The 23,895-nt window shown below is 27.8% G+C and carries 22 protein-coding genes, 1 tRNA gene and 1 other RNA gene; 10 read left to right on the top strand and 14 right to left on the bottom strand.

Translation table 4 applies throughout. The features are described 5' to 3' along the window. Positions 1-173: 173 nt before the first annotated feature. The 5 genes from T395_RS0102685 to T395_RS0102705 all read left to right on the top strand — a co-directional run bounded on the left by T395_RS0102685 (position 174) and on the right by T395_RS0102705 (position 6,112). Complete coding sequence (locus T395_RS0102685) at positions 174-1,709, top strand: hypothetical protein (RefSeq protein ID WP_029512945.1); 1,536 nt, start codon at positions 174-176, stop codon at positions 1,707-1,709. A 182-nt stretch (positions 1,710-1,891) separates the two neighbouring features. After that, on the top strand, positions 1,892-3,109 hold the full coding sequence (locus tag T395_RS0102690; protein ID WP_029512946.1) for a trigger factor-related chaperone: 1,218 nt from the start codon (positions 1,892-1,894) through the stop codon (positions 3,107-3,109). A 41-nt stretch (positions 3,110-3,150) separates the two neighbouring features. Next, entirely contained in the window at positions 3,151-4,764 is a 1,614-nt protein-coding gene (locus T395_RS0102695) for an ABC-F family ATP-binding cassette domain-containing protein (RefSeq protein WP_029512947.1), read from the top strand. A gap of 128 nt (positions 4,765-4,892) precedes the next feature. Continuing rightward, positions 4,893-5,996, top strand: coding sequence for a redox-regulated ATPase YchF (gene ychF, locus T395_RS0102700; RefSeq protein ID WP_029512948.1), 1,104 nt, complete (start codon positions 4,893-4,895; stop codon positions 5,994-5,996). A 42-nt stretch (positions 5,997-6,038) separates the two neighbouring features. Further along, a tRNA-Trp gene (locus T395_RS0102705) sits at positions 6,039-6,112 on the top strand. Between the two features lie 56 nt (positions 6,113-6,168). Here T395_RS0102705 and T395_RS0102710 read toward each other — a convergent pair. Further along, positions 6,169-7,017, bottom strand: coding sequence for an ECF transporter S component (locus T395_RS0102710; protein WP_156933079.1), 849 nt, complete (start codon positions 7,015-7,017; stop codon positions 6,169-6,171). A gap of 251 nt (positions 7,018-7,268) precedes the next feature. Next, positions 7,269-8,084, bottom strand: a complete 816-nt coding sequence (locus T395_RS0102715) for a TIGR00282 family metallophosphoesterase (protein WP_029512950.1) — start codon at positions 8,082-8,084, stop codon at positions 7,269-7,271. Positions 8,085-8,188: 104 nt separating this feature from the next. On the opposite strand from T395_RS0102715, the gene whiA reads away from it, so the two are divergent. The 4 genes from whiA to T395_RS0102730 all read left to right on the top strand — a co-directional run bounded on the left by whiA (position 8,189) and on the right by T395_RS0102730 (position 12,125). Then, on the top strand, positions 8,189-9,037 hold the full coding sequence (gene whiA, locus T395_RS0102720; RefSeq protein WP_029512951.1) for a DNA-binding protein WhiA: 849 nt from the start codon (positions 8,189-8,191) through the stop codon (positions 9,035-9,037). A 1-nt stretch (position 9,038) separates the two neighbouring features. Beyond that, positions 9,039-9,995: a DNA polymerase III subunit delta gene (gene holA / locus T395_RS0102725; RefSeq protein ID WP_029512952.1), complete on the top strand. Its 957-nt coding sequence runs from the start codon at positions 9,039-9,041 to the stop codon at positions 9,993-9,995. Between the two features lie 17 nt (positions 9,996-10,012). Continuing rightward, an RNA gene (gene rnpB, locus T395_RS03600) (RNase P RNA component class B) lies at positions 10,013-10,293 on the top strand. An 86-nt stretch (positions 10,294-10,379) separates the two neighbouring features. Next, positions 10,380-12,125 (top strand): M28 family metallopeptidase, encoded by a 1,746-nt coding sequence (locus T395_RS0102730; protein WP_029512953.1) that lies wholly within the window; start codon positions 10,380-10,382, stop codon positions 12,123-12,125. 44 nt (positions 12,126-12,169) lie between these two features. Here the strand turns inward: T395_RS0102730 and T395_RS0102735 are convergent, their stop codons facing one another. Then, positions 12,170-12,649 (bottom strand): hypothetical protein, encoded by a 480-nt coding sequence (locus T395_RS0102735; RefSeq protein WP_029512954.1) that lies wholly within the window; start codon positions 12,647-12,649, stop codon positions 12,170-12,172. Between the two features lie 122 nt (positions 12,650-12,771). Here T395_RS0102735 and T395_RS0102740 point away from each other — a divergent pair, with 122 nt between their 5' ends. Further along, entirely contained in the window at positions 12,772-15,783 is a 3,012-nt protein-coding gene (locus T395_RS0102740; RefSeq protein WP_051617843.1) for an AAA family ATPase, read from the top strand. Positions 15,784-16,223: 440 nt separating this feature from the next. Here T395_RS0102740 and T395_RS0102745 read toward each other — a convergent pair whose 3' ends face one another. From T395_RS0102745 to T395_RS03695, 11 genes are all read right to left on the bottom strand, one after another. Continuing rightward, the gene (locus T395_RS0102745; RefSeq protein WP_029512956.1) at positions 16,224-17,534 is read right to left on the bottom strand and encodes a YitT family protein; all 1,311 of its coding nucleotides are present in this window, start codon (positions 17,532-17,534) and stop codon (positions 16,224-16,226) included. Positions 17,535-17,588: 54 nt separating this feature from the next. Further along, a complete protein-coding gene (locus T395_RS0102750; RefSeq protein WP_029512957.1) occupies positions 17,589-18,320 on the bottom strand; it encodes a DNA-processing protein DprA in 732 nt (243 codons plus the stop codon). 102 nt (positions 18,321-18,422) lie between these two features. Beyond that, positions 18,423-18,683 carry a 50S ribosomal protein L27 gene (rpmA, locus tag T395_RS0102755; protein ID WP_029512958.1) on the bottom strand — a complete coding sequence of 87 codons (261 nt, stop codon included), beginning with the start codon at positions 18,681-18,683 and terminating at the stop codon, positions 18,423-18,425. Positions 18,684-18,692: 9 nt separating this feature from the next. Then, entirely contained in the window at positions 18,693-18,995 is a 303-nt protein-coding gene (rplU, locus tag T395_RS0102760; RefSeq protein WP_029512959.1) for a 50S ribosomal protein L21, read from the bottom strand. 167 nt (positions 18,996-19,162) lie between these two features. Next, positions 19,163-19,402, bottom strand: coding sequence for a hypothetical protein (locus tag T395_RS0102765; RefSeq protein WP_029512960.1), 240 nt, complete (start codon positions 19,400-19,402; stop codon positions 19,163-19,165). 85 nt (positions 19,403-19,487) lie between these two features. After that, positions 19,488-20,354: a nucleotide exchange factor GrpE gene (gene grpE, locus T395_RS03550; protein ID WP_051617845.1), complete on the bottom strand. Its 867-nt coding sequence runs from the start codon at positions 20,352-20,354 to the stop codon at positions 19,488-19,490. 11 nt (positions 20,355-20,365) lie between these two features. Continuing rightward, positions 20,366-21,364, bottom strand: a complete 999-nt coding sequence (hrcA, locus tag T395_RS0102775) for a heat-inducible transcriptional repressor HrcA (protein ID WP_029512962.1) — start codon at positions 21,362-21,364, stop codon at positions 20,366-20,368. Between the two features lie 91 nt (positions 21,365-21,455). After that, entirely contained in the window at positions 21,456-21,683 is a 228-nt protein-coding gene (gene rpmE, locus T395_RS0102780; RefSeq protein WP_029512963.1) for a 50S ribosomal protein L31, read from the bottom strand. A gap of 21 nt (positions 21,684-21,704) precedes the next feature. Further along, on the bottom strand, positions 21,705-22,310 hold the full coding sequence (gene rpsD / locus T395_RS0102785; protein ID WP_029512964.1) for a 30S ribosomal protein S4: 606 nt from the start codon (positions 22,308-22,310) through the stop codon (positions 21,705-21,707). A gap of 461 nt (positions 22,311-22,771) precedes the next feature. Continuing rightward, positions 22,772-23,602 carry an IS1634 family transposase gene (locus T395_RS0102790; RefSeq protein WP_456298983.1) on the bottom strand — a complete coding sequence of 277 codons (831 nt, stop codon included), beginning with the start codon at positions 23,600-23,602 and terminating at the stop codon, positions 22,772-22,774. After that, positions 23,603-23,895, bottom strand: a 293-nt coding sequence (locus T395_RS03695; RefSeq protein ID WP_029512966.1) for an IS3 family transposase, incomplete at its 5' end; no start/stop codon positions are given.

Consider the following 23,895-nt stretch of genomic DNA (forward strand, 5'->3'; position numbering starts at 1 on the left):
ATTTCAATCTGTGTTAAATTGAAAAACACCTCAACAATATTGAGATGCTTTGAGTTTTTTATAAATTGTCTATAAAACTTGTCCTAGTTTAAAACCACAATTAATGTTCGTTTTTAATTTTGTAGAATTTAATAAAATTTAAACAATAAAAATTAAGCAAGGAGAAATTAATCATGAAAATAAATAAATTATTTGCTTTATCAAGTTCAACATTATTGTTGCCTTTTATTTCAATTTCTTGTCAAAATGCTCAAACCAAAGAAGAAAATGTTGAAATAATTAACAAAGTTGTTTTTGTTGATCGCAACAATATCATTCAGCAATTTTTCGAAGTAAAAATAACAAATCAAGAAGACTTGAATCAATTTGTTAAGGCCAATGTACCAGCTAACTTTTCTTTAGTTGAAAATGAGTGAGAATTAAAAGAATATGTTTATGTCTATGTTAAGCAAAATAGTGTTGATCAAGAAAAATGAAATGAATTATTGTCAATTAAAGAACAACTTAAATCTTTGAATCAAGAAATGCCAGATCTTAGAATGTTATCAAGTCAAAAAGAATCTAATATTAAAATCATTGGTTTGATACAAGAAAATAATGTGGATAACATTGCATATAGTGAATTATTTAAAGATGCTTCGCAAAATTTATATGCTTCGCAAAACATTTGAAAAATATTTAAATTATTTAAAGAAAATTTAAAGCTTAATTTTGATAATCTTTTACAAAACATTTTAGCTTTTCAATCAACAAATCAAAATAGTGAACAATATTTGCAATTTCAAAGTCAAATAGATCTATTAATTAGCCAAATTCAACAAATTAGTAATAATTGTGACGAACAACTTAAAATGTATGATTCGCAACTATCTATGATTAATGCCTTTATCGGAATTGAAAGAAAATATATAAATATTTGATTAGAATTCTACAAACTTCAGGAAGAAAATAATGCTCAACAATTTGCCTCAATTATTGATTGATTAACTAAATACCAAATTATTTTTAGCAATAATTTTGAACAAAATTATTATGTAAAAAATTATTTCTGAAACCGATTTAATGAATTGTCAAATAACTTATTAACTATTACCTCAAATAATTCGCCTGAAGATAAACAACGAGCATTAACAAATATCAAAAATGGCTATGAAACAGTTAAAAACGGTGAAAAAGAATTCAAAGAACAATACGAGACAAATTTAATTGATAAAGTAAATGAATTAGAAAAAATGTTTACAAAATCTCTAAATCATTTCTCTAAATTAGCATCAATTGATCTAAAATTTACCGCTAAATTTAATGAATTAATTTTCCTTAGAAATAAAATTTTTGCCAAAATATTTGAAATCAACAATAACAATGAAATTTCATATTCACAAATTAATGAACAAATGTCTCAACTAGTTAATGAATTAAGGCAATTTTTAAATACTTTCAAAAATGAATACCTTAATTTAGCAATTGAAGCAATAACCAAAGAATACACAACATTTATTGCTTTAAAAGATTTCGAAAAAATTAAAGATGACAATTTAAAAGAGTTAATAAACACAAATAAAGGCGAAGTAATCAAATTACTTGAAAAAGTAAAACAACTTAAGAATTCAAACAATAAACTTCAAGGCTATGAAGTATTAAGTGAAATATTAGATAAACTTTGAAACATAGCTTATCAAATGATAAGAATATTAGAAACAAGTGCGTAAAAGCGGCTTGTTTTTTCATATTTTTTCCTTTTTTGAAAAAATTATTATTTTTTTCAATAAATGGAATGTAAATGGATTAGCAAATGTCTATTATTTATTTTAAGTTATTAACACTAACTAACATTTATTAACTTATAATAAATATATTAATTAGAAATATTGAAACTTCAAAAAGGAACGAAATGATTAATTTTATTGAAAAAACAATCTCAATCAAATTTGAAAAACAAGAATGACAAAAATTGCAAAATGAAACATTAATGGAAGCAATGAAAAATAACAAACAAATCCAACCAAATGATTTAGTTAGAAGCGCGGTTGAAAAAGTTGTTGAAGAAGAAATGCTTAAATTAAAAGCTCAAGTTGATAAAGAATACCCTTCAGCATACAACCCTGTTGCGCCAAATGTTAGAATCCATAAAGTTGATGCTGAAAATTTCGATGCAACTTTAGAATTTACTTTTTACACTCTTGAAGAACTGGAAAAAATCAACTATAAAAATTTACCAATTCAATTTGAATATCGCAAAGTTGATTTAGAAAAAATTGAAAATGCATTTAAGAAATTTGTGGAAAATTATCCTGTTTTAATGGATGTTGAAACACCTATTCAACTTGGTGACATTGTTACCATTGCCTATCAAACAACAAAAGAAGGTCAAGAAGATGAAAAAGTTGAAGCATTAGCTATTGATGCCAAAGAATCTAATAGTTTTTCAATCAACGCTGCAATAATTGGCAAAAAAGTAAATGAAACATTTGAATTAAATGATCCTAAAAATGTTCACTGAACAATTACTATTAAAAAAGTTGAAAGAAAAACACCAACAACTTTAACAGATGAAAATATCCATTTAACCAAAATTCCAGAAATTACTTCTATTGAAAAATTGAAAGAAAGACTTTTAGTTGATTACACAATGGACCATGCAAGCAACGAATTGCTAAGATATTACAAATTAGCCATGTTTCAAATTGGAGCAGAAAATAAGGTAGAGTTTTCATTTGGTAATTTAGAATTCGAAATGATGCAAATTTTTAGAAAACACCCAAGAATATTACCAACGGAATTTATTGATAAAAATATTAAACAATTGCTTCAAGAACAAGACCCAAGAATTATTGATCTAATGATTAAAGTTCAAAACAATGCGAAATATACAATCTTAACTCAACTAACTGAATTTTTAATCACCAAAAAAGAAAACATTAAAATTACTCCTGAAGAAGCGAAAATTGCCCATGAACATATAATGGCAACTAATATTTCTGATCAAACATTAACCGTTGAACAAATGGCACAAGTTTTACACACTCAAAAAATTGCTCTCTATCTTGCTAAATACAATAACCCAGAAGCTTATGAATTAATTTCAAAAGATTTAAAACTTAGCGTTTAACCAAAAAGGCTTTTTCATAGCCTTTTTTAGAAAGGAAAATTATGTTAGAAGTACAATCATTAAGTAAAATTTTTAGCGACAAAAAACTTTTCGAAAATGTAAATTTAAAATTTACCGCCGGTAATACTTATGGAATTATCGGGGCTAATGGAGCTGGCAAAAGTACATTTTTGAAAATTTTAGCTAAAGAAATTGAACCAACTAGTGGTCAAATCATCATTGAGAAAAATAGGCGTTTAAGCGTTCTTAGCCAAGATCAAAATGCATATGATGATTTAATTGTTACCGATGTAGTAATAATGGGCAATACAGATTTACACCGTATTAAAGAAGAAAAAGATGCAATTTATGCTAATCCAGATGCAACAATGGAAGATTACACCAGAGCTGGAGAATTAGAAGAACAATTTGGCGAATTAGGCGGTTGAACAGCTGAAAATGATGCACAAGAATTATTATCAGGTTTACAAATTCCAAAAGATAAATGAAATGTAAAAATGTCTGAATTGACAGCCAATCAAAAAATTAAAGTTTTATTAGCTAAAGCACTTTTTGGTAATCCAGATATTTTAATTATGGATGAACCAACAAACCACCTAGATTTAAGAGCTATTAAATGACTTGAAAATTTCTTAGCTGATTATCCTAATGTTGTTATTGTTGTTAGCCACGATAGTGATTTTTTAGACAATATTTGTACACATATTGTTGACATTGATTTTAATGAAGCTAGAATTTACACAGGTAACTATTCGTTCTGAAAAGAAAGTAGTGAATTAGCTCGTGAATTAATGAAGCAATCAAATGCTAAAAAAGAGCAACAAATTGAAAAACTTAAACAATTTATAGCTCGTTTCTCTGCAAATGCTTCGAAATCAAGACAAGCAACTAGCCGTAAAAAATCATTGGAAAAAATTACTTTAGATGAAATCAAACCTTCAAATCGTAAATACCCATACATAAATTGAGATATTAACAGAGAACCAGGTAAAGATATTTTAAGTGTTGAAAATTTAACATACATAGATGAAAATGGTAAAACTTTATTTGAAAATGTTTCTTTCACTTTAAGCAAAGGCGAAAAAATGGTAGTTATTGGTGAAGATGATATTGCTAAAACAAAATTATTGGAATGTTTGATTGGCAAAATTCAACCAACATCTGGAACTATAAAATGAGGTCAAACCATTAAACATACATATTATCCAAATGAAAATAGAGAATTCTTCCAAGAAGATATTAGTATCTTAGATTGAATTTCAAAATGACCTTTAGAGAATACAACAGAAGAAACAAGAGATGTAAGTGATCAAAGAATGCGTGGTTTTTTAGGTCGTATGTTATTCTCAAATGAAACAGTATTTAAAAAAGTGAATGTAACTAGTGGTGGTGAAAAAGCTAGATTAATGTTTTCAAGAATGATGCTTTTAGAAGCAAACTTCTTGATTTTAGACCAACCACTTGACCACTTAGATGCTGAAAGCATTGATAGTGTAATTGAAGGATTGAAAAAATACCGTGGAGGGGCTATTTTCACAACTTACAATAGAGCCCTAGTTAATCAAGTAGCAAATGTTATTCTTGAAATTGCTCCTGATAAAAGTTTCATTTATCATGGCACATTAGATGAATATGAAAAAATAATGAATTATTAAAATTTGCCTAATAACCCTGTTTTATAGGTTTATTGGGCATTTTATATTGATATAAATTGTGAATATTAGAATTTAAATAGATTTATATATAATATAAAAACATAAAAATTATTGATAAAAGGAGAGATATGTCATTAAAAGCAGGAATTGTTGGATTACCAAATGTTGGTAAAAGTACATTATTTAGTGCTTTAACTAAATATCAAGTTGAAGCAAGTAATTATGCTTTTACAACAATAGAACCAAACATTAGCAGTGTGCCTTTGAAAGATAAACGCTTATATGAATTAGCTAAAATTGTTAATCCAGAAAAAATTGTGCCTGCTACTTTTGATTTTGTTGATATCGCTGGTTTAGTTAAAGGCGCTTCTAGGGGCGAAGGTTTAGGAAATAAATTTTTAGGCAACATCAGGCAAGTTGATGCAATTATTCATGTTGTAAGATGTTTTGAAAACAAAGACATTATGCACGTTCACAATGAAGTTAATCCTGTGTCTGATCTTGAAGTTATCAATTTAGAATTAATTTTCGCTGATTTAGAAACCGTAACAAATGTAATTAATAGAATAAACAAAAAAGCCAAAAGTGGCGATAAACAAGCCATTTTGGAACAAAACTTGGCTATTAAAATTAAAGAAGTATTGGAAAATAATGAATTTGCTAATGTGTTATTAGATTCATTGAATGAAGACGAATTAAAAATTTTAAAAAGCTACCAATTATTGACTGCTAAACCAATGATTTATGTGGCAAATTTATCAAGTGAGCAAATTGTTGATTATCAAAATGATAATAATTTTAAAAAACTTAAAGAAGCTGTAGGTAATAAAAATAAGATAATTCCTATATCAGTTCAATTAGAATCTGAAATTTCACAAATGAATGATGATGAAAGCAAAGAATGATTAAATTCATTTAACATTCAATATAGCGGTTTAGATTATTTAACCCGTGAAGCATTTGATTTATTAAACTTGAAAACCTATTTTACAGCGGGAAAAGTCGAAGTTAGGGCTTGAGTTTACAAAAATGGCATGGCTGCTCCACAATGTGCCGGTATTATTCACACTGATTTTGAAAAGAAATTTATTAAAGCAGACGTTATTGCTTATGAAGATTTTATTGAAAATGGTGGCGAATTAGGGGCTAAAAATGCTGGAAAAATAAGAAGTGAAGGCAAAACGTATATTATGCAAGATGGCGACATTTGCCACTTTAAATTTGGAAAATAATTATCTAATTACATGAAGGAATCAAGTATTTCTTCATTATTCGGGGGTTTCGTATAATGGCATTACTACGGTCTCCAAAACCGTTTATAAGGGTTCGAATCCTTTAACCCCTGCCAAATGAAAAAATACAGCTAGTTTGCTGTATTTTTTGTTTCATTCTTAATTAGCAAAATTACCATTTGATTTTGTTTATGCCAGCCATATGTTGTGCTTTTAATTTTGCAGTAATGTCATATACAGGAGTTAAAACAATAATATAGAATGGCATTGAAATTAAAGATTTAATAACAATCGGAATAAAAATTATTATGTAGTCATCACCAACTGTTTTCAATCTGAATTTGGGGCTAGATCTTCTGTAATAGTTGTATCAACTAATGTAAAGTAGCGGATCAAGCGTTCATCTGAAAATTAACATTATTATTGTGATTAATGAAAAAACAAAAAGATAGTTAAATGACTTATTATTTTTGTATTTAATGTATTTAATCAAAATAATAGTAAAAATTATTGCTCCAAGAATAAAGTAAATAGCAATCATCAAATAAACAAAAATTTGTGTAAATGATAATTTTTTACTAATTTTAATTAAACCTGTGTCAGGTTCAACTTTGCTTTTAACAACAATTAACATTACTGTTAATGAAACAATAAACATTACTAGCCCCGACACAAAACCAAAAATTTTGGATTTTTTAAAAATAAAATAATAAATAGCTGAAAACAATGCTATCGCTGGAGGTATCAAGGCATACATTCAATATCAAGTCCCTATGCTTCCAGTTATCAATAAAACAAATGTGTCAGCAACTATTGAAATAAACACCCCTTTTCAAGGACCAAAAATTATTCCATAAAATATATAAAATATAAATTCTAATTTTATTGGCAAAATTTTTAACAATGTAAATTTAGCAATTAACATCACTACTAGATGTAAAGCTAGAATAATTCCCATTAAAGTAATATCAAAAATTATTAATCTGCGTGAGTTTTTTGTTTTGCACCCCCTTATTAACATAATTTATTTATTATAAAGCCAAAATATAAAAAAACTTGAAAATTACCAAAACAACTATAAAAAAGCATTTTAAAATAAATTTAAATGCCGCTTGGTTTTTTTTACATGAACATTCCTTCTTGTTTTTAACAAAACTAAAAATACTATGAATAAGCTTTTTAGAAGAAACGACATCTTAAAATTTTCTAATCTCTTCAAGTTAATGTGTCAGAAAATAAAAAAGTTGTTTAAAAACAACCATTTATCTTTCATTACTTTTCAAAAATTTGTATTTTAGTTATTTTGTTTCTTTCTTTGTTTAATGTATTTAAAGTCATTAAAACAGCATTAAATTGGCATTTATTATTAGATACTTTGAATTTAGCATTTTGATCATAACGCATTTTTAAATATACTTCTTCGAAATTAGCTCCAATAGCACAGTCATATGGGCCGCACATTCCCACATCAGTTATATAACAAGTGTGTTTTGGCAAGGTATGAGCATCATTAGTTTGTACATGTGTATGTGTGCCAACAAACCCATCCACTTTTCCGTCTAAATATAAGCCAAGAACATATTTTTCACTTGTTGTTTCTGAATGAAAGTCAACAAAATGAAAGTCTGTTTTTTCACCATATTGCAAAATTTGATCAATTGTGTCAAAGAAATTATTAGCATATTCTTGATTTCACGGTGCTAATAATTTATTAAATGAAATTCCCATCAATGCGGTAATTCTAATAGTTGTGCCATTTTTTAAGGTTACTATTTGAGAGCCTTTGCCAGGATATTCTGCGTCAATATTTGCCGGTCTCGCTAAATCATTATTGTTAATAAATTGAAAAATTTCGCTATTAGCTCAAACATGATTGCCCAAGGTAAAAAAATCCACACCGTATTCTTTTAAAGTTAAATAATCATGAAAATTTAAACCTTTTCTCCCCGATATATTTTCGCCTTGCGCAATAACTAAATCAATATTTTTTTCTGCTTTTAATGTTGGCAAAGTTTTTTTAACCATTTCAATTCCTGGTTCGCCAAAAATATCCCCAATAAAAAGCACTTTAATTTTTTTATTTTTCATATTATATTTTTCATTTCTACATGAATTTTATTAACTCATTATTTATATAATTTAATTATAGTTATTATATTATTATCATAATTTGAAAGAACAAAAAGGTCAATATGAATTTTAGTTTACAAATAAAACATGAAATTATTGAAAGACAAAAAGAAATCAATGAAATCAAAGATTTCATCAAAGGCTTTATTTTTGGTAAAGGCTTTTTTGACCTTGAAGAAAATGTAATTGTTCAAATTAACGATCCAATTATTTTGCAAAAATTTACTGCTTTTTTAAAAAAAATAAATCTTAAATCGCAAAACGAAAATAAAAATTTAATAATTCATAATGTTAAAGACTTATTGAACCAAGAAATAGCTCATTTAGGAAATTTTTTTGCTGGTTTGTTTTGTGCAACTGGAACAATAAGCAACTTAGATAAAACTTCATATCATTTATCAATGAGTTCAAATTATGAATTTTATACTGATGAAATTATTCAAAAGTTAAATAAATATGATTTTAATTTCACTAAAAGACATTACAAAAAGAAATACCTTTTATATATAAAGCGTCAAGAAAAAATAGCTGATTTTTTGAAAGCTATTGAAGCAATCAATTCTTTTTTAACTTTTGAAGACTCAATAATTACAAGGGATTATGACAATAATATTAATCGTTTGAATAATATTGATTTTTCTAATATTAATAAAATGGCTGAAGCACATAAAAAATATGTTCAAAATATAAACTTTATTGAAGAACACAATCTTACAAATCTCTTTGAAGAAAAACAATTGTTATTTTTTAATTTAATTAAAAACAACCCTGGTGAAAGCTTAGGAGTTTTAGCAAATATGATGAGTGAAAAAGGCTATGAAATAAGCAAAAGTGGCGTAAATCATTGATTAAGAAAATTACAAAAAGAAGTGGAAAAATATAAATTAGAAATAACAAAGAAAGGAATATAAAATGTATTTAATCTTAGGTAATGAAAAATATTTAATCGAACAAAAAATTAAAGAAATTCAAAAACAATATCCTTCGTATTTGTTTAAAAATTTATATTATGAATCTTCAAATGATATGGAAATAATCAATCAAACCATATGCAACAATTCTTTGTTTGAAGAAGCAAAAATAATAGTTATTAATAATTTGCCATTTTTAGAAAAAAGCATAGCTAAAAAAGATGTCTTTGCTATTGAACAATTTATTCAAAATATTGTAGATAATCAGCAAAATATTTTAATTTTTACGAATCAAAATATTGATAAAGCTAGTCAATTGAATAAAAATATTTTCACTGAAACGCTTATAAAACAGATGAATTCACAAATTTTTGAATTACAGAAACCATCCCAACAAGAATTAATTAATTTTGCTATTAAATATGTTAAAGACAATCAAGGTGATATTGATTATTTATCCGCAAAAACTTTAATTAACAAAATTAATCCTGATTTAACAACAATAATTAATGAATTAAATAAGTTAATGCTTTATAACAAAAATATTACTCAAGAAAGCATAGATAAATTAACTATTGAAACAAATTTTGATGATCCGTTTAATTTTGTAAACTCTTTTGAAACCAATAATTTTGAAATTATTTGGCATAGATACTTGGAGAAAGAGAAAAATAGTGTCCCTATTTCGGTTTTAATTTCACAAATGTCACAATTATTTACTTTATGCAACCAAATTTATGGCTATATTGCTATTGGCAAAAATTTAGAGCAATTAAGCTCTGATTTAAAAATTAACCTTTTTAGACTCAAAAAAGTTAATTTAACTTTGAAAAAATTAGGAATTAATAAAATTAAACACCTTATTATGGCTTTAGCTTTACTTGATGAAGAAATTAAAAGTGGTTTGGTGGATGAAAAAATAGGTTTTGAAAGATTATTGATCAAATATTTTATTTAATTATTTTATAATTAATAAGCATCGGTCAACAGCTGTTTAAAAACAGAGGAAAGTCCACGCTAACACAATCTGCGATGATTGTAGTGTTCATGCTGAGCCTAATAAGCTCAGGCCTAGACGACTAGTGCCACAGAGACGAGAATTGTGAAACGCGGTAAACTCCATGAGTTAGAAACCCAAATTCTGGTAGGGGAACTTCTGAATGAGAAATGAATCAAACGGGAGAATTACGCAAGTAATTAGATAAATTGTTGACACTATTTTTTAATAAAAATAGCACAAAACGTGGCTTATAGATGTAAAAAATAGCTCTTTTGGGCTATTTTTTTATTTTATGTAATGCACCAAAATATAATTAAAGTATGTAAATAAGGAGTGAATATTATGAAAAAAAGTAAATTTATTAAATTATTATCAATAGGAAGTGGATTAGCATTCTCACCATTGGTTGCTTTAGCCGCTGCATGTGGCACTGAAACTAAAAATGATAAAGATAATGATGTATTTGCTGAATACAAAGAAAAAGATGTTGCCAAATTCTATAATGATTTTCTTGAAAAAAATCATGGTAGATTTGCCGGAAATGCATTCAATATTGAAAATTACAATGCCGAAACAGGCTCATTTACTGGAATTGAAGGAGACGCAACTAGTGCAAATCTTCAATACAAAAATCTTTTAGACAAAAAAATTGAAGCCAATGTAAATAACTATGGAAGTTATCATGCATTCTTATATTTAAAAGAAGAAATTAAAAAACTTGGTTATACAAATTCATTAGATACTGACACAATAACATACACAAGTGCTGTTGAAATTGAAAAAGTTGGTGATGCATCAGAAAACAAACAAACATGACAATATAAAGCCAAAGATGGAATAACTTCTGTTAAAGCCGGAACACAAAGTGTTACTTCAACAGAAAATGCTGAAGTTACTGATATTAAACCAAAAGGCTACTCATTCAAAAATGATGAAGCTTATGAAAACAAAGTTAAGGAACAAATGTTATCAAGAACAGGTTATATTGCTCAAGGTTTCACTTGACATGGACCAGACACTGGAAATGACAACAAATACCAATTAAATAATATTGGTCAAAACCTTATTGTTTCAATTCAACCTGAAAATAAACAAATTACAGATGCTGCAAAAGCAACATTGAAAGACATTTACATTGTTGCTCACTACGACTCAACATCAAATAGTAAATATCGCCTTTCTTGAGGAGCAACTGATAATGCAACTGGTGTGGCATCGGCACTTGCATTATTAAAACACTATTCATCAGCAGAAGCCAGAGCTAAATTAGGCACAAGATTACACATTATCTTTGTTGATGCTGAAGAAAAAGGTAAATATGGTTCACTAGCTTTTGTTGACCAATTCCTAAGTTCAAAAATGACAACCGCGGGTGATGGCGATGCCGCTACACAAACTGAAACAAATAAATTACGTTTAGCAGCTGCCGCTATGATTAACTTTGATACAGTTGCTGGTGGAGACAACATGTATGTTCACTCTCCAGATTCAAGAAGTGGACGCGGAAATGTTTCTTCATCAGTTAGAGATCAAATTAATGCAATTTCAAGAATTAGAGCAAAAAACGCTAAAGACATTGATATTGAATTAGAAATTCACCCACAATTTGAAAAAGATGAATTCTTAGCTGGTGAAACAGGAGATTGATCAGACCACGCTGGTTTCTACCTAAAAGTTGGAATTCCTGTGGCTTATGTCGAATCAACTAATTTTAATGTATATTCACACTCTGGACTTTACGATGGTTATGCTCAAACATACAATCCTAAAGCATGATTAGCTAAAACAGATAAAGTAAATGAAAATGGCTTACCTATCTATAAAAAAGTTGAATTAGTGCCAAATGCTAAAAATGGCTCAAATATTATTCTTTATGATTTACCAGAAGAATATGCTTCAGCTGAAGCTAGAGAAAACATTGTTGTTTGAGGTGACATTTGACACTCAGACTTAGATAGATATGACTGAGTTTCTGAAAATGTTGGCGGCAAAATTTACAAACAACTAGACACTGTTGTTGAAACAGTTAAAGAATACTTAACATCTGTATGAAGAGCAACAGATAAAAGCATTGAATTATCAATCTAATTAAAGAAAGCAAAAAAGCAACATTATTTGTTGCTTTTTTAAATTTAAACAATAACCAAATATGAAGCTAAACAAAAAATTAGCCCAATTAAACATAAAAATAAATACAAAACGATGTTCTTGTTTTGAATAACAGCCTGACTTTGTAATTCCTTTTGTTTGCTTTTTAACAATTCCAATTTCATTTCTTGTTTTTTGCTTTTAGCTTGCACTTTTTGAAACTCAATGTCTTCGAGTAAGGCGTTTAATTTACGTTTGTTTTTAAAATCAAAAAAGCCACTAAAAAATTTTGTATTAGCTAAAAACCCTATAAAAAAGCCAATTACGTTAGTTATACCAATTATCAACAGTGTGTCACTAACAATTTTTTTGTATTCATAAATCTTGCCGTTTATATCTTTTTGGTCTTTGTTAAAAACAAAATATAAAACTCCTGCTAATACTGACAAGGTTAAAACCAACCCAAATCATATTAGTTTCTTGATTGAGAACATTTTTTTTGCTTTAAATCATTCTTTAAACATACTCATATTTTATATGTTTATAACTAAATATAAAAACATTAAACAAAATCTGGCTACTTTTAGAACTTAAAATTTAATTTATATATAATTTAAAAACTAATATTAATATTAAAGGAGAGACAATGAAATTAATTAAAGTCGAAGCTCATGGTTTTAAATCATTTGCAGATCCTATTTCTCTCAAATTTGATGGTGGAGTTGTTGGAGTTGTAGGGCCTAATGGTTCTGGTAAATCTAACATTAACGATGCTATTAAATGAGTGCTAGGTGAAAGAAGTGCTAAAGAATTACGTGGAGATAACATGGAAGATGTTATTTTTGCTGGTTCACAAACTGCTAAACCCATGAACAAAGCAGAGGTTACTTTAACCTTTGATAACCGTGGTGGAACAAGTAGTTTACCACATGATTTTATTACCATTAGTCGTGTTTTAGAAAGGGGTAGCGGTAATAATAATTACTATTTAAATGGTGAGCTTTGTCGTCAAAAAGACATTAAAGATATTGCTATGGAAACTGGAATTGGCAAATCATCGCTTGCTATTATTTCACAAGGTACTGTTAGCAGTATAGCCGAATCTACACCCGAAGAAAGAAAGGCTATTTTTGAAGAGGCAGCTGGTGTTTCTAAATACAAATCTAAGAAAAAAGAGTCTCTTTCAAAACTTGAAAGTGTTCAAAAAGGACTTGATCAAATCAATTTAGTTATTGCTGAAATTGAAAGAAATTTAGTCCCATTAAGAAAACAAGCAGAAAAAGCTAAAATAGCAAAAGCTAAAAAAGAAGAATTACGTGGCATTGAAATTGCTTTGTTGGTTGATAGAATTACAACTAATACTCAATTATACGAACAATTAAGACTTGAATTAGAAGGCGTTGATGAAACTAAAAACGATCTATTAACAAGAATTGATAACTTAACTGCTCGTATTAAGCAAAATGAAACAACCAAAGCTGAAGAAGAACAAGAAGCTAGAAAATTGTCTGATGAATTAGACAAAGTGAAAGAAAGATATAACAATGTTAATTTAACTATTCAGCTCCAAAACGCTCAACATGAATCAATAGCTAAAGGGCAAACATTAGCTAACAAAGAAGAACAAATCGCTTCATATAAAGCGCTAATTGAGCATCATGGAAGCAGAATAAAAGTATTAGATAAAGACATTGTTAGCCTTGAAAATAAAAATAATGAAAAAGAAAAAACACTTGAACAAGTTAATTCAAAAATCAATGAGATCGATATAAAAATCAATCAAAAAAGCATTGAAGTGACTAAAACGGAAACTTTATTACAAAACTTAAAACAACAAAAAGAAACTCATGCTTTATTATCAAAAGGTACTAAAACAATTGTTGAAAATAAAGCTATTTTTGGACAAGCATATAAGGGTACAGTTGCAGATTTAATTAAAGTTGAAACTAAATTTATCTCGGCAATTGAAGCAATTCTTGGTAATGCAATTCAAAACATTGTTGTTGATAAATCAGAAACTGCTGTTAAAGCAATTAAGTTTTTAAAAGAAAACAATGGTGGAAAAGCAACATTTATTCCTTTAGGATCAATCGCCCCAAAATATATTAGAGATGATTTAGCTCTTGCTATTCAAGGTCAAAATGGTTATATAGGAATTGCTTATCAATTAGTAAATGTTGACGCAAAATTTGATATATTAAATAAATTTTTATTAGGTAATGTTGTAGTAGCTGATAAGATCGAAAATGCTAATGCTATTGCCAAAGTTTTAGACAACCGTTATATGGTTGTAACTCTTGAAGGTGACGTTATTAGAGCCGGCGGAGTTATGACTGGTGGAGTTCAAAACAAAACCCAAACTTCATTAGGAATCGATGAAAGAATTGCTGAATTAACACAATTATTACCAGGTTTAAAAGAAGAATTAAATGTTTGCTATAGACAAAAAAACGAAGCTACAAATAGTCGTTTTCAAACAACTGAATTGATTTCAGAATATAAAAAACAATTACACAACCTAAAAGTAGCTAGGGACACTGAACAAAAGATTTTTGATCAACTTAGTGTAGAATACAAACAAATTGCTGAAAAACCAATTGAATTGGATGACATTGAATTAAAAGCCAAGAGTGAAGAAGTAAGTCTTGAAACTTTAGAAAGTCAAAAACGTTCATTGGAAGCACAAATTAAGGTTAAGGCACAAATTATTTCACAATTGTCTACTGATATTAAATTGTTCAACTCAAATAAAGACGATTTCCAAAAAAGTTTAAATACTTTAAATAATAGCTATGCTGAAAAACTTTCTGCTAAAGAAAAAGCCAAATATATTTTAGATACATCTAGAGATCGTTTAGCAGAAGCATACAATTTGACAGTGGAATTTGCTCAAAACGATTATGTTCTTGAAATGGATCGTGATCAAGCTGATGAAATTGTTCGTGTTTTAAGAGAAGAAATTCAAAAACTTGGTCCAATTAACGAAGAAGCTATTGAAAAATTAGAAGAACAAGAAAAAAGATATAACGAAATTGCGGCTCAACAATCAGAATTAGCTGAAGCAAAAGCTACTTTAGAAGTGGCAATTGCTGAAATGGACAAAATTATTACAACCCGTTTAAAAAACATTGTTGAAGATGTTAATGGCGAATTTAATAATGTGTTTAGAAGTATGCTTGGTGGTGGTAGTGCTGAATTATACTTCACTGATCCTAAAAACATTCTAGAATCAGGTGTAGATGTTAAAGCGCAACCTCCTGGTAAAAGTGTTAGAAACTTGAAATTATTCTCAGGTGGAGAAAAATCATTGATTGCTATTTCGTTATTGTTTGGAATTCTTAAAGCAAGACCATTACCATTGTGTATTTTAGACGAGGTTGAAGCAGCCCTTGACGAAGGTAATGTTGTACGTTATGCTGAATACTTACAACAATTAAAACCAAAAACACAATTTATTGTTATTACTCACCGTCATGGAACAATGAGTAGAGTTGATGCTTTATTCGCGGCAACAATGCAAAATAGAGGTGTTTCAACATTCTTTAGCATTGAAGTTGATGAAGCTAAAAAACTTGTTGATGATGAGAAAAAAGATTACAGTGAATTAGAACAGGGCAATGCTTACAAAATTGACGAAAATAACTTTTCTGAAGAATAATTCAAAAAAACGAATAACACGTTTGTGCTATTCGTTTTTTTTAGTCAACAAATCCCGAGTTTCCAAGTTTAATGCTATTTTCAATGATAAAGTGCTTATTTATAGGGGAATTAGTTATTTTTTAAGTATCATTACTTACATAAAAAATCAAAATCAAAAATGCAAATTAATTTAAAAATTTTTCATTTTGTTCAAAAAATTTATTAAAAAAGAATAAAAAATTTCGTTTATGTCATAATTATTTTGTTGTTTTAAACAAAAAGTCACTGTTTTTTAGTAAATTCAACTTGGAAACTCGGAATTTTATGTGTGTAATTTTAAAACATAAAAAACGAATATGTCTTTTTTATAGATATATTCGTTTTTTAGACTTTCAAACTTGGAAACTCGGGAAGAATAATTCAAAAAAACGAATAACACGTTTGTGCTATTCGTTTTTTTTAGTCAACAAATGAGGTTGAAAAGCTACCAAAAATATTTGAAACAGGTTTGATTTTAATTCATAATGAATTGTCAATTCTTTTTAAATCACGAATTATGCTTTTTGTTTCAAGTAATAACATTGTTGTTTCAATTTTATACACTTCTTGGTTTGTATACCCACTTTTAGCATTGTAAATTGTGTACGCATGTCAATATTTAATAGCTTTAAGATATGTAATAACTTTATTAGGATTTGAGCAAGAAATTTCAAGACTAACTTTTTTATATTTAGGATAAATAAAACCAACCAAAGTATTAACAATTAGAATATAAAGAATTGTTGAGATTTCTCTCATACCTAAAATTGTTTTGTAGCCTGCGGCTTGTTTATAGATCAAATCAATGTTGTTTTTATCAACATTTTTTAAATCATTAATTGTAATAGCTGGTAAATGAGGATTTAAAATTCCAAAAATTACTAAGAAAGTAGCTGTTGTAATAAATGAAACCACCATTAAAATGCTTGCAATACTTTTCTTTTTCTTCGTTGAAAAATAATAAGCAATTAAGTCTGTTCCGCCTGTTGAACCACCATTTTTTCAAGCAATCGCAATAGCTATACCTAAAAAGAATGAACCTATTGAACCATTAATGAAAATCGGTCATGTGGTTGGATTTTCAACTAATACTGTTGTTTTATCAGATAAAACTAATTTAATGTGTGGCGTTCAACCTGGAGCAACATTAAATGATTCAGAAATAAATTCTTTAACTCCTGGTATTTGTGTAAACACAATGTTTGTGACAATTTGAAAAAGCATAAATGCTAAAGTTAACAAAATAAAACTCTTTTTAACTTTAAACGATGTTTTAAAAAAGTAAATATTGTGTTGTTTATTTTTGCCAAATGTTCATTTAACTTTAGTAAATTTAACACCAAACAAAATAAATAAAGGAATGTTGGCAACTAAATACATGATGGCAAAAAAAGGTTCAGCTTTTTTAACCAAAAAGATAATGATTGTAGGGATACCAGAAACACCACTTGGTATAGTATCTGCTTTTGTTAAAAAGGCTAAAACACCAAAGTTAAATATTAATGCTGATAAGAAAATAAAAAATAATCTTCTAGCATATAATTTAATATTTTGTGATTTGACCTCTGGGTTTTTAGGGTTAATTTTACTTCAATTGTATTTTGCCATTTCAGTTTCATTAACATCAAAATCGCAAACATTCTCTGCGTTTGTTGCGTTGTTTTCTGCTAGGTTATTCGCGTTTTGTAATAAATTTTTTTTATTTTTTTTCCTATAAAAAAGTTTAATCATAATGTAGGTAATTATATAGATAATTTATCTATATATAATCAAAATTATATAAGTTTAAAAATAATAAATATCTGCTACATGAGTTATTAAATTTGCACCAGATTTTATTAGAAAAGTATTTCCATCTTCATTATTTTGACCAGGATAACAATATACTTCTTTACCCACATTAGCAAAGTTAATTGCCAAATTAATAATTCCTGAATTTTGTTTTGAACCATAGATCACTAAAAATTTAGCTAACATGGCAACTAATAAATTTCTTTCTTTAAATCTAATCAACTTAGGATTAGTGTCGGGTGGATAAATGCTCAAATAAAGTTCATTATCATTTAAAGGCATTTCATTATTAAAACCAATTCCATTGGCTAAAGGATAGATGATTTTTCCACCTTTATTTTTCCACTCAGCAATAATATATTTATCTAAAGTTTTAAAATTTGTACTAATTAAAGTTTTATGTTTAACTAAATTAGGAAGCGATTTGTTTATGTTGGTTCTTGTTAAATAATTGTCAATATCTCCTGTTAAGCAAATTTTTTCATCATTTAAAAGCTCAATGTTTCCTTTGTAAAAAATTACCAAAGGCGCATATTTATAGACTTTTAAGTCTTCTGGGTATTCACTATCGAATATAGTTAAACATTTAATTCCGTTGGCTTCTAATTCAATTGTTTTATTTAAAATATCCTCCTTATTAACTAATTCTCCATTTTTTAAGGCTTTTTGAATTTCATAGTTGTTACCTTTATACTTAAAGGCAAAGTAAATTAATAAATCATTCATATATGTCAATTATTTTTAAAATGGCTAATCTAGTATAAAAGTGAACAAAATATGAAAAAAGAGCCGAAAAATTCAGCTCTTGTTTTTGCCCCTATGGCAATATTAATTTTTTCTTTCTGAATATACTGAGGCGTATGTACGATTTCTACGTTTTTCAAATTTTACATAACCATCAATTAATGAGTATAAAGTATCATCTTTTCCACGACCAACATTAACACCTGGGAAAATTTTTGTACCTCTTTGACGGAAAATAATTGATCCCGCTGTACAAAATTGTCCATCACCTAATTTAATACCTAGTCTTTGACCACGACTGTCACGACCGTTTCTTGTCGATCCACCGGCTTTCGTATGTGCCATATTATCGTCCTATCCTAAAATATTTGTAATTTCTACACGAGTGTAAGGTTGACGGTGTCCTAATTTTCTCTTGTGTGTTGATTTAGCGTTGTGACGGTAAACAACTATTTTTTTAGCTTTACCTTGTTTTTTAATGATACCTTCTACTTTTGCATTTGCAACATATGGTTGTCCGATTTTACCATTGATTAATAAAACCTTGTCAAAAACAACTTTGTCTCCTTCATTTCCTTCGATTTTTTCGATGAAAATGGTTTGACCTTGTTCTTTAACTAAAATTTGTTTGCCTCCAGTTTCGATAATAGCTGACATGCTAAAACCTCCTGTTTTGTGGCTCATCTTTAAGGTGGCAATATGCGCTTGTTTACCTTTTTAGAATGGTTACAAAAGTAACGCCTTTATTATATAGACTTTTGAAAGAAATAAATTAAATTAATTGAGATTATTTTTAAAACCAAAAAGACTTTTTTATAGGTATTTTAGTAATACATATATAAAACTCTTGTTTCAGTAGTCTTTTGATTATTATCTCATTTAACTGATTGATCTTTTGTTTTAACTTCTCCGCTATTAGAACTAAACATTTTTACAACATTGGCAATAGCTGTTATTCCAGAAATTACTATTGGAGCTAATGCTATAATTGTAGCAATGATAGAACCGCCATATGTTTCTAAATCTTCTTGTTTCGTTCGACGTTTAAAATTTTCATTTATCATTTTTCCTCCTTTATATCGGTTAAGTTAAAAAAATCTTTTTTGTAAAAAAATGAACAATTAATGAAAAATAGGCGAAATTTTTCGCCTATTTTTTGTGTTTTTTATTCTTTTTGTGGTTTTTATCATTTGTTTTTTCACTATGTTTTGTAGCAATTACCAAGGCTGGTTTTAAAACTCTTTCATGAAGTTTATAACCATTTTGTTTAACTTTAATAATTGTGTTTGCTTTTTGGCTATCATCAACAATTTGTTCAATAATTTTGGATGTTTCTGGATCGAATTCGCTGTTCAATTGTGGAACAAATTCAACTATTCCATAGTCATTTAAGACATTTTCAACCATATTTAAAACCATATTAAAGCCAAGAGTATAGTTTTTTACTTCTGGATTATCACTATTTGAAGCAGCATCAAAAGCCATTTTAAGAGTGCTGTACGGTGTTAAAAAATCATCAAAAAACTTTTGCATTGCATACAATTTGATTTTTTCTAATTCTTCTTTTGGTAAGGTTAATCTTTCTACAACTTGAGCTTCTTTTGCTTTCTTAACATCTTCTAAAGCCAATCTTAATTGCTCTTCTGAATGGCTTAAACTAGCGCTAATATTTCTAATGGTTATATCTTTAATTAATAAATCATTTTTAAGTTTTAAATTATCAGCTTTAAGTTTTGCTAATTCGGCTTTTTCATAGTCTAAAACATCAATTTGAAACACGATATGGTCTTCTTCAGTAATTCCTAATTCTTCATTTTTTTCAAATTGTTTTTGGCTAATAAAACTTTGTTTTAAGTCTTGGCCGATAAACAATGAACTATATTTAGTGTCTTCATTATTTAAAACCAATTCAATGTTTTGTCCGCTTAATTTTTCAATTAATTCATCTTTGCTATTAAAGGCTTTAATATTGAATTTAACCAAATCACCTATTTCATAGATAAATTTATCATTCATAAGTATCCTTTCTAATTTTTATTTTGGATTAATTCTTCCAATTTTTGTAAAGCAGCTAACCCTTTTTCGTAATTCATGCGGCTAGTACCAACTAAGGCAATTTCATTAAACTTGCAGTTTGCATCTATTTTTTTACTTATCATTGCTGTGTTATCTTCGTTAATAGAAATCTTAATTTTTGTTTCATCTTCATCTTGATATTTTTCTTCAATAGTTTCTCAAATTGATTTGTTTTCCATTACGTCTAGTATTTTTACTAAATTTTCTCTTTCAATTTCATCGGCTAAAATTAACTTATCCTTGCCATAAACATGGTTTCTTTTGATAATTTTGAAATTAAAAATATTTGTGACAAAATTTTCAATTAAATCTTCAAAGTTTTTAATTTGCTCCGCCAAAATATCTTTTAAAGACTGAACTAAAGTCGGCAAATCAACAATTTTTTGATTAATTAATCTTTCTTTAAAAATTCTAATTGCTATTTTTAAATCATCCATTTTAACTGATTTATTATGTAAATTCATTAATTTTGAATACACTTCGCCATTCGAATCAACCAAAATGATTGTGGCTTTTTCTTCATCAATTTTAACTAAACTAATAGAAATTAATAACACATGCTCATTGCTTTCTGAAGTTACTAATGCAACTCCGGCAATATCGCTTATATGTTTAACACTTTCTTCTAATGTTGTATCAATTGAATTTCATCTTTTAGCAAAAACATCTTTCATTTTGTTTTTTATGTAATTTTCATCTTTTGAAACTAAAAACTTAGCATAATGTTCAAAACCTTTTTTAGAAGGCATCCTACCACTTGATGAGTGAGTTTTAACTAATAAACCTTCATTTTCTAATTCGTTCATTATGTAACGAACCTTGGCTGATGAAATTTTTAAATCATATTTATCAACTAATGCTTGTGAACCAATTGGTTCACCCTTTTCAATATAAGTTTCAATCGCGTGTTTTAATAATTGCTCTTTTTCATGATTTTTTTTCTTTGACATAAATAGAATTATAAACTAATTTAGCAAATAAACCAATTAGAGTGCTAAAAAATATCGAACAAAGAAAAAGGTGGCTAAACCACCTTTTAAATTATTTAGATTGTTGTTTTTTAGCTTGGCTTTTGGCAAAACGTTGGTTGAATTTGTCAATCATACCAGTTGCTCTTGTTTTGGTTTTGTCACCTGTATAAACAGCGTGGCAACCTGAACAAACATCTACTGTAAATTGTTTTTTAGTTGATTTAAAAGAAAACTTTTTGCCACATGTTTGGCATGAAACTTCAACATCAAAGTAATTTGGGTGAATATCTTTTTTCATAAATAAGCTCCTTTAAAAATACTATTTTGAGTAGAACTCAATAATGTAGTTTTCTTTAATGTCTTTGTGTAATTCGTTTCTTTCAGGTAATCTGTCAAATTTAGCAGTAAATTTTTCTTTATCAACTGTCATTCAAGCAGCTGGAGTTCTAATTTCCATAGCTTTAACAATTTCTGAATTTTTACGTGATTTTTCTTTTAATACAATCACACTACCAACACCAATGTGCATTGAAGGAATGTTTGCTTTGTGTCCATCTACTTCAAAGTGACCGTGGTTAACTAATTGTCTTGCTTGACGACGTGTAGCAGCAAAACCAGCTCTATAAACTAAGTTATCTAAACGGCTTTCTAATAATTGTAATAAGTTTGTGCCGGCAACACCTTTAATTTTGATTGCACGACCATAGTATTTTTGCATTTGTTTTTCGCTAATGCCATAAACAAATTTAACTTTTTGTTTTTCGTATAAGTGTTGACCATAGTCAGATAATTTAACACGTTTGTTACCGTGTTGACCTGGTGCATAAGTTCTTTTTTTGCCTTTAGCAAATTCTTTTTCAGTTTCTAAAATTGAAAAACCATAACGACGTGATTTTTTAAAAACTGGACCTGTATATCTACTCATGTTTTTCCTCTTTCTGCATAAAACATCAAAAGGGAGTTTCTCTAAACAAGCAATAAAATTTTAATGATTTCGGTGATTGCAGCTAGCCTACTTTCAAATCAAGAGAAATTTCATTAGACATTGAATATGAAACCCTGCTGTAATATGCGTTAGTATTATATATTAAATATTAATTTTTGATTGTAAATATATCTTAATTAATTTATTGACAATTTAGTGTTTGTAATCTGCATTTATTATTCAAATTTATCGTTTACTCAAAATGAATTGATTAAATTTGAAGGCATAATCGTCAATTTATAAGGTTTTGTCATTAGATTTTATAGCATGCATTGGTTAATTCTATGTGTGCAATTTTGAAACATAAAAAACGAATATGTCTTATTTATAGGCATATTAGTTTTTTTCCCACGTTTCCCACTTTGTAGCATAAATTCGAAAATATCCGTTTTAGCGGATATTTATTTTTTAATTTTTGTTGATTCCAAAATTTTTTCAACTAAATGATAATCATCTCAATTTTGACTTAGATTATCATCGTTTAACTCAAATGTTTTTGTTATTTGGTTGTTGAATTTTTCTTGAATTTCTTTGACATTATTCATCATGTCAATTAATCTACCTTCTGTAAATTTATCTTTTCCAGATAATCCAGTTAAATCATTAATTTTAAAAACTAAAAATTTAAGTAAAACTAAACTTAAGAAACAAAGACATATATAACCTTCGATGTGTTTTCAGGTTGATAAATACATTGGTCTAATAGCTAATGAACCTTTTAAACTTCTAAAATTATCTTCAATCTTTCATTGTTTAGCATAGAGATCAACAAGCTGATCAGGAGTTAAATCTTGTCTATTTGTTTCATAAACATAGTAGCCGTCAAATTTTTCATCTTGTTCTATTTTTTCTGTATCTAGTTCATAATAGCCCGATTCATTCACTGGTTTAAAGAATTTATATTTTTTATTGCCTGCCATATCTTCATATGAAACTTTTCCGTTTTTGGCTTTTTTAAGGAAGTTTTCAGCTAAAATACGTCTATCTTCGGCGTCTTTTTTTGCTCTTTTTTTACTAAATGTAATTACTCTTTTTCTAAGTTTTCCATTGCTTCTGCCATTTCTATAAAGTGATGCGAACTCTTGCGTTTTGTACACCAATCCAGTATCAGAATGTACATAATCTTCTTGTTTTAAGACATATTCTTTAAATCGCCTGCTCCCAGTTTTCATACGGTAAGAAATAATAAAGTTTAATCCTTTGTCTAAACTAGGACAAGTTTTATAGACAATTTATAAAAAACTCAAAGCATCTCAATATTGTTGAGGTGTTTTTCAATTTAACACAGATTGAAATCTTTCATTGTTATATCATTCAATGTAATCTTTGATAATGTTTTTGAGTTTATCAAAGCAAATTGTTTTGTAATTTACAAAGTTTAAACACTCAGATTTGATGTTTGAAAAGAAATATTCAACTTCCCTATTATCTAATGAATTTCCGACCCTGCCCATAGATACATTTCCATTGTTTTTTGCAACTACATCGAGATATTTAGATGATGAATATTGAAATCCGTGATCTG

The sequence above is a fragment of the Mycoplasmopsis iners ATCC 19705 genome (genome assembly GCF_000701805.1).
Lineage (GTDB): Bacteria > Bacillota_I > Bacilli_A > Mycoplasmatales > Metamycoplasmataceae > Mycoplasmopsis > Mycoplasmopsis iners.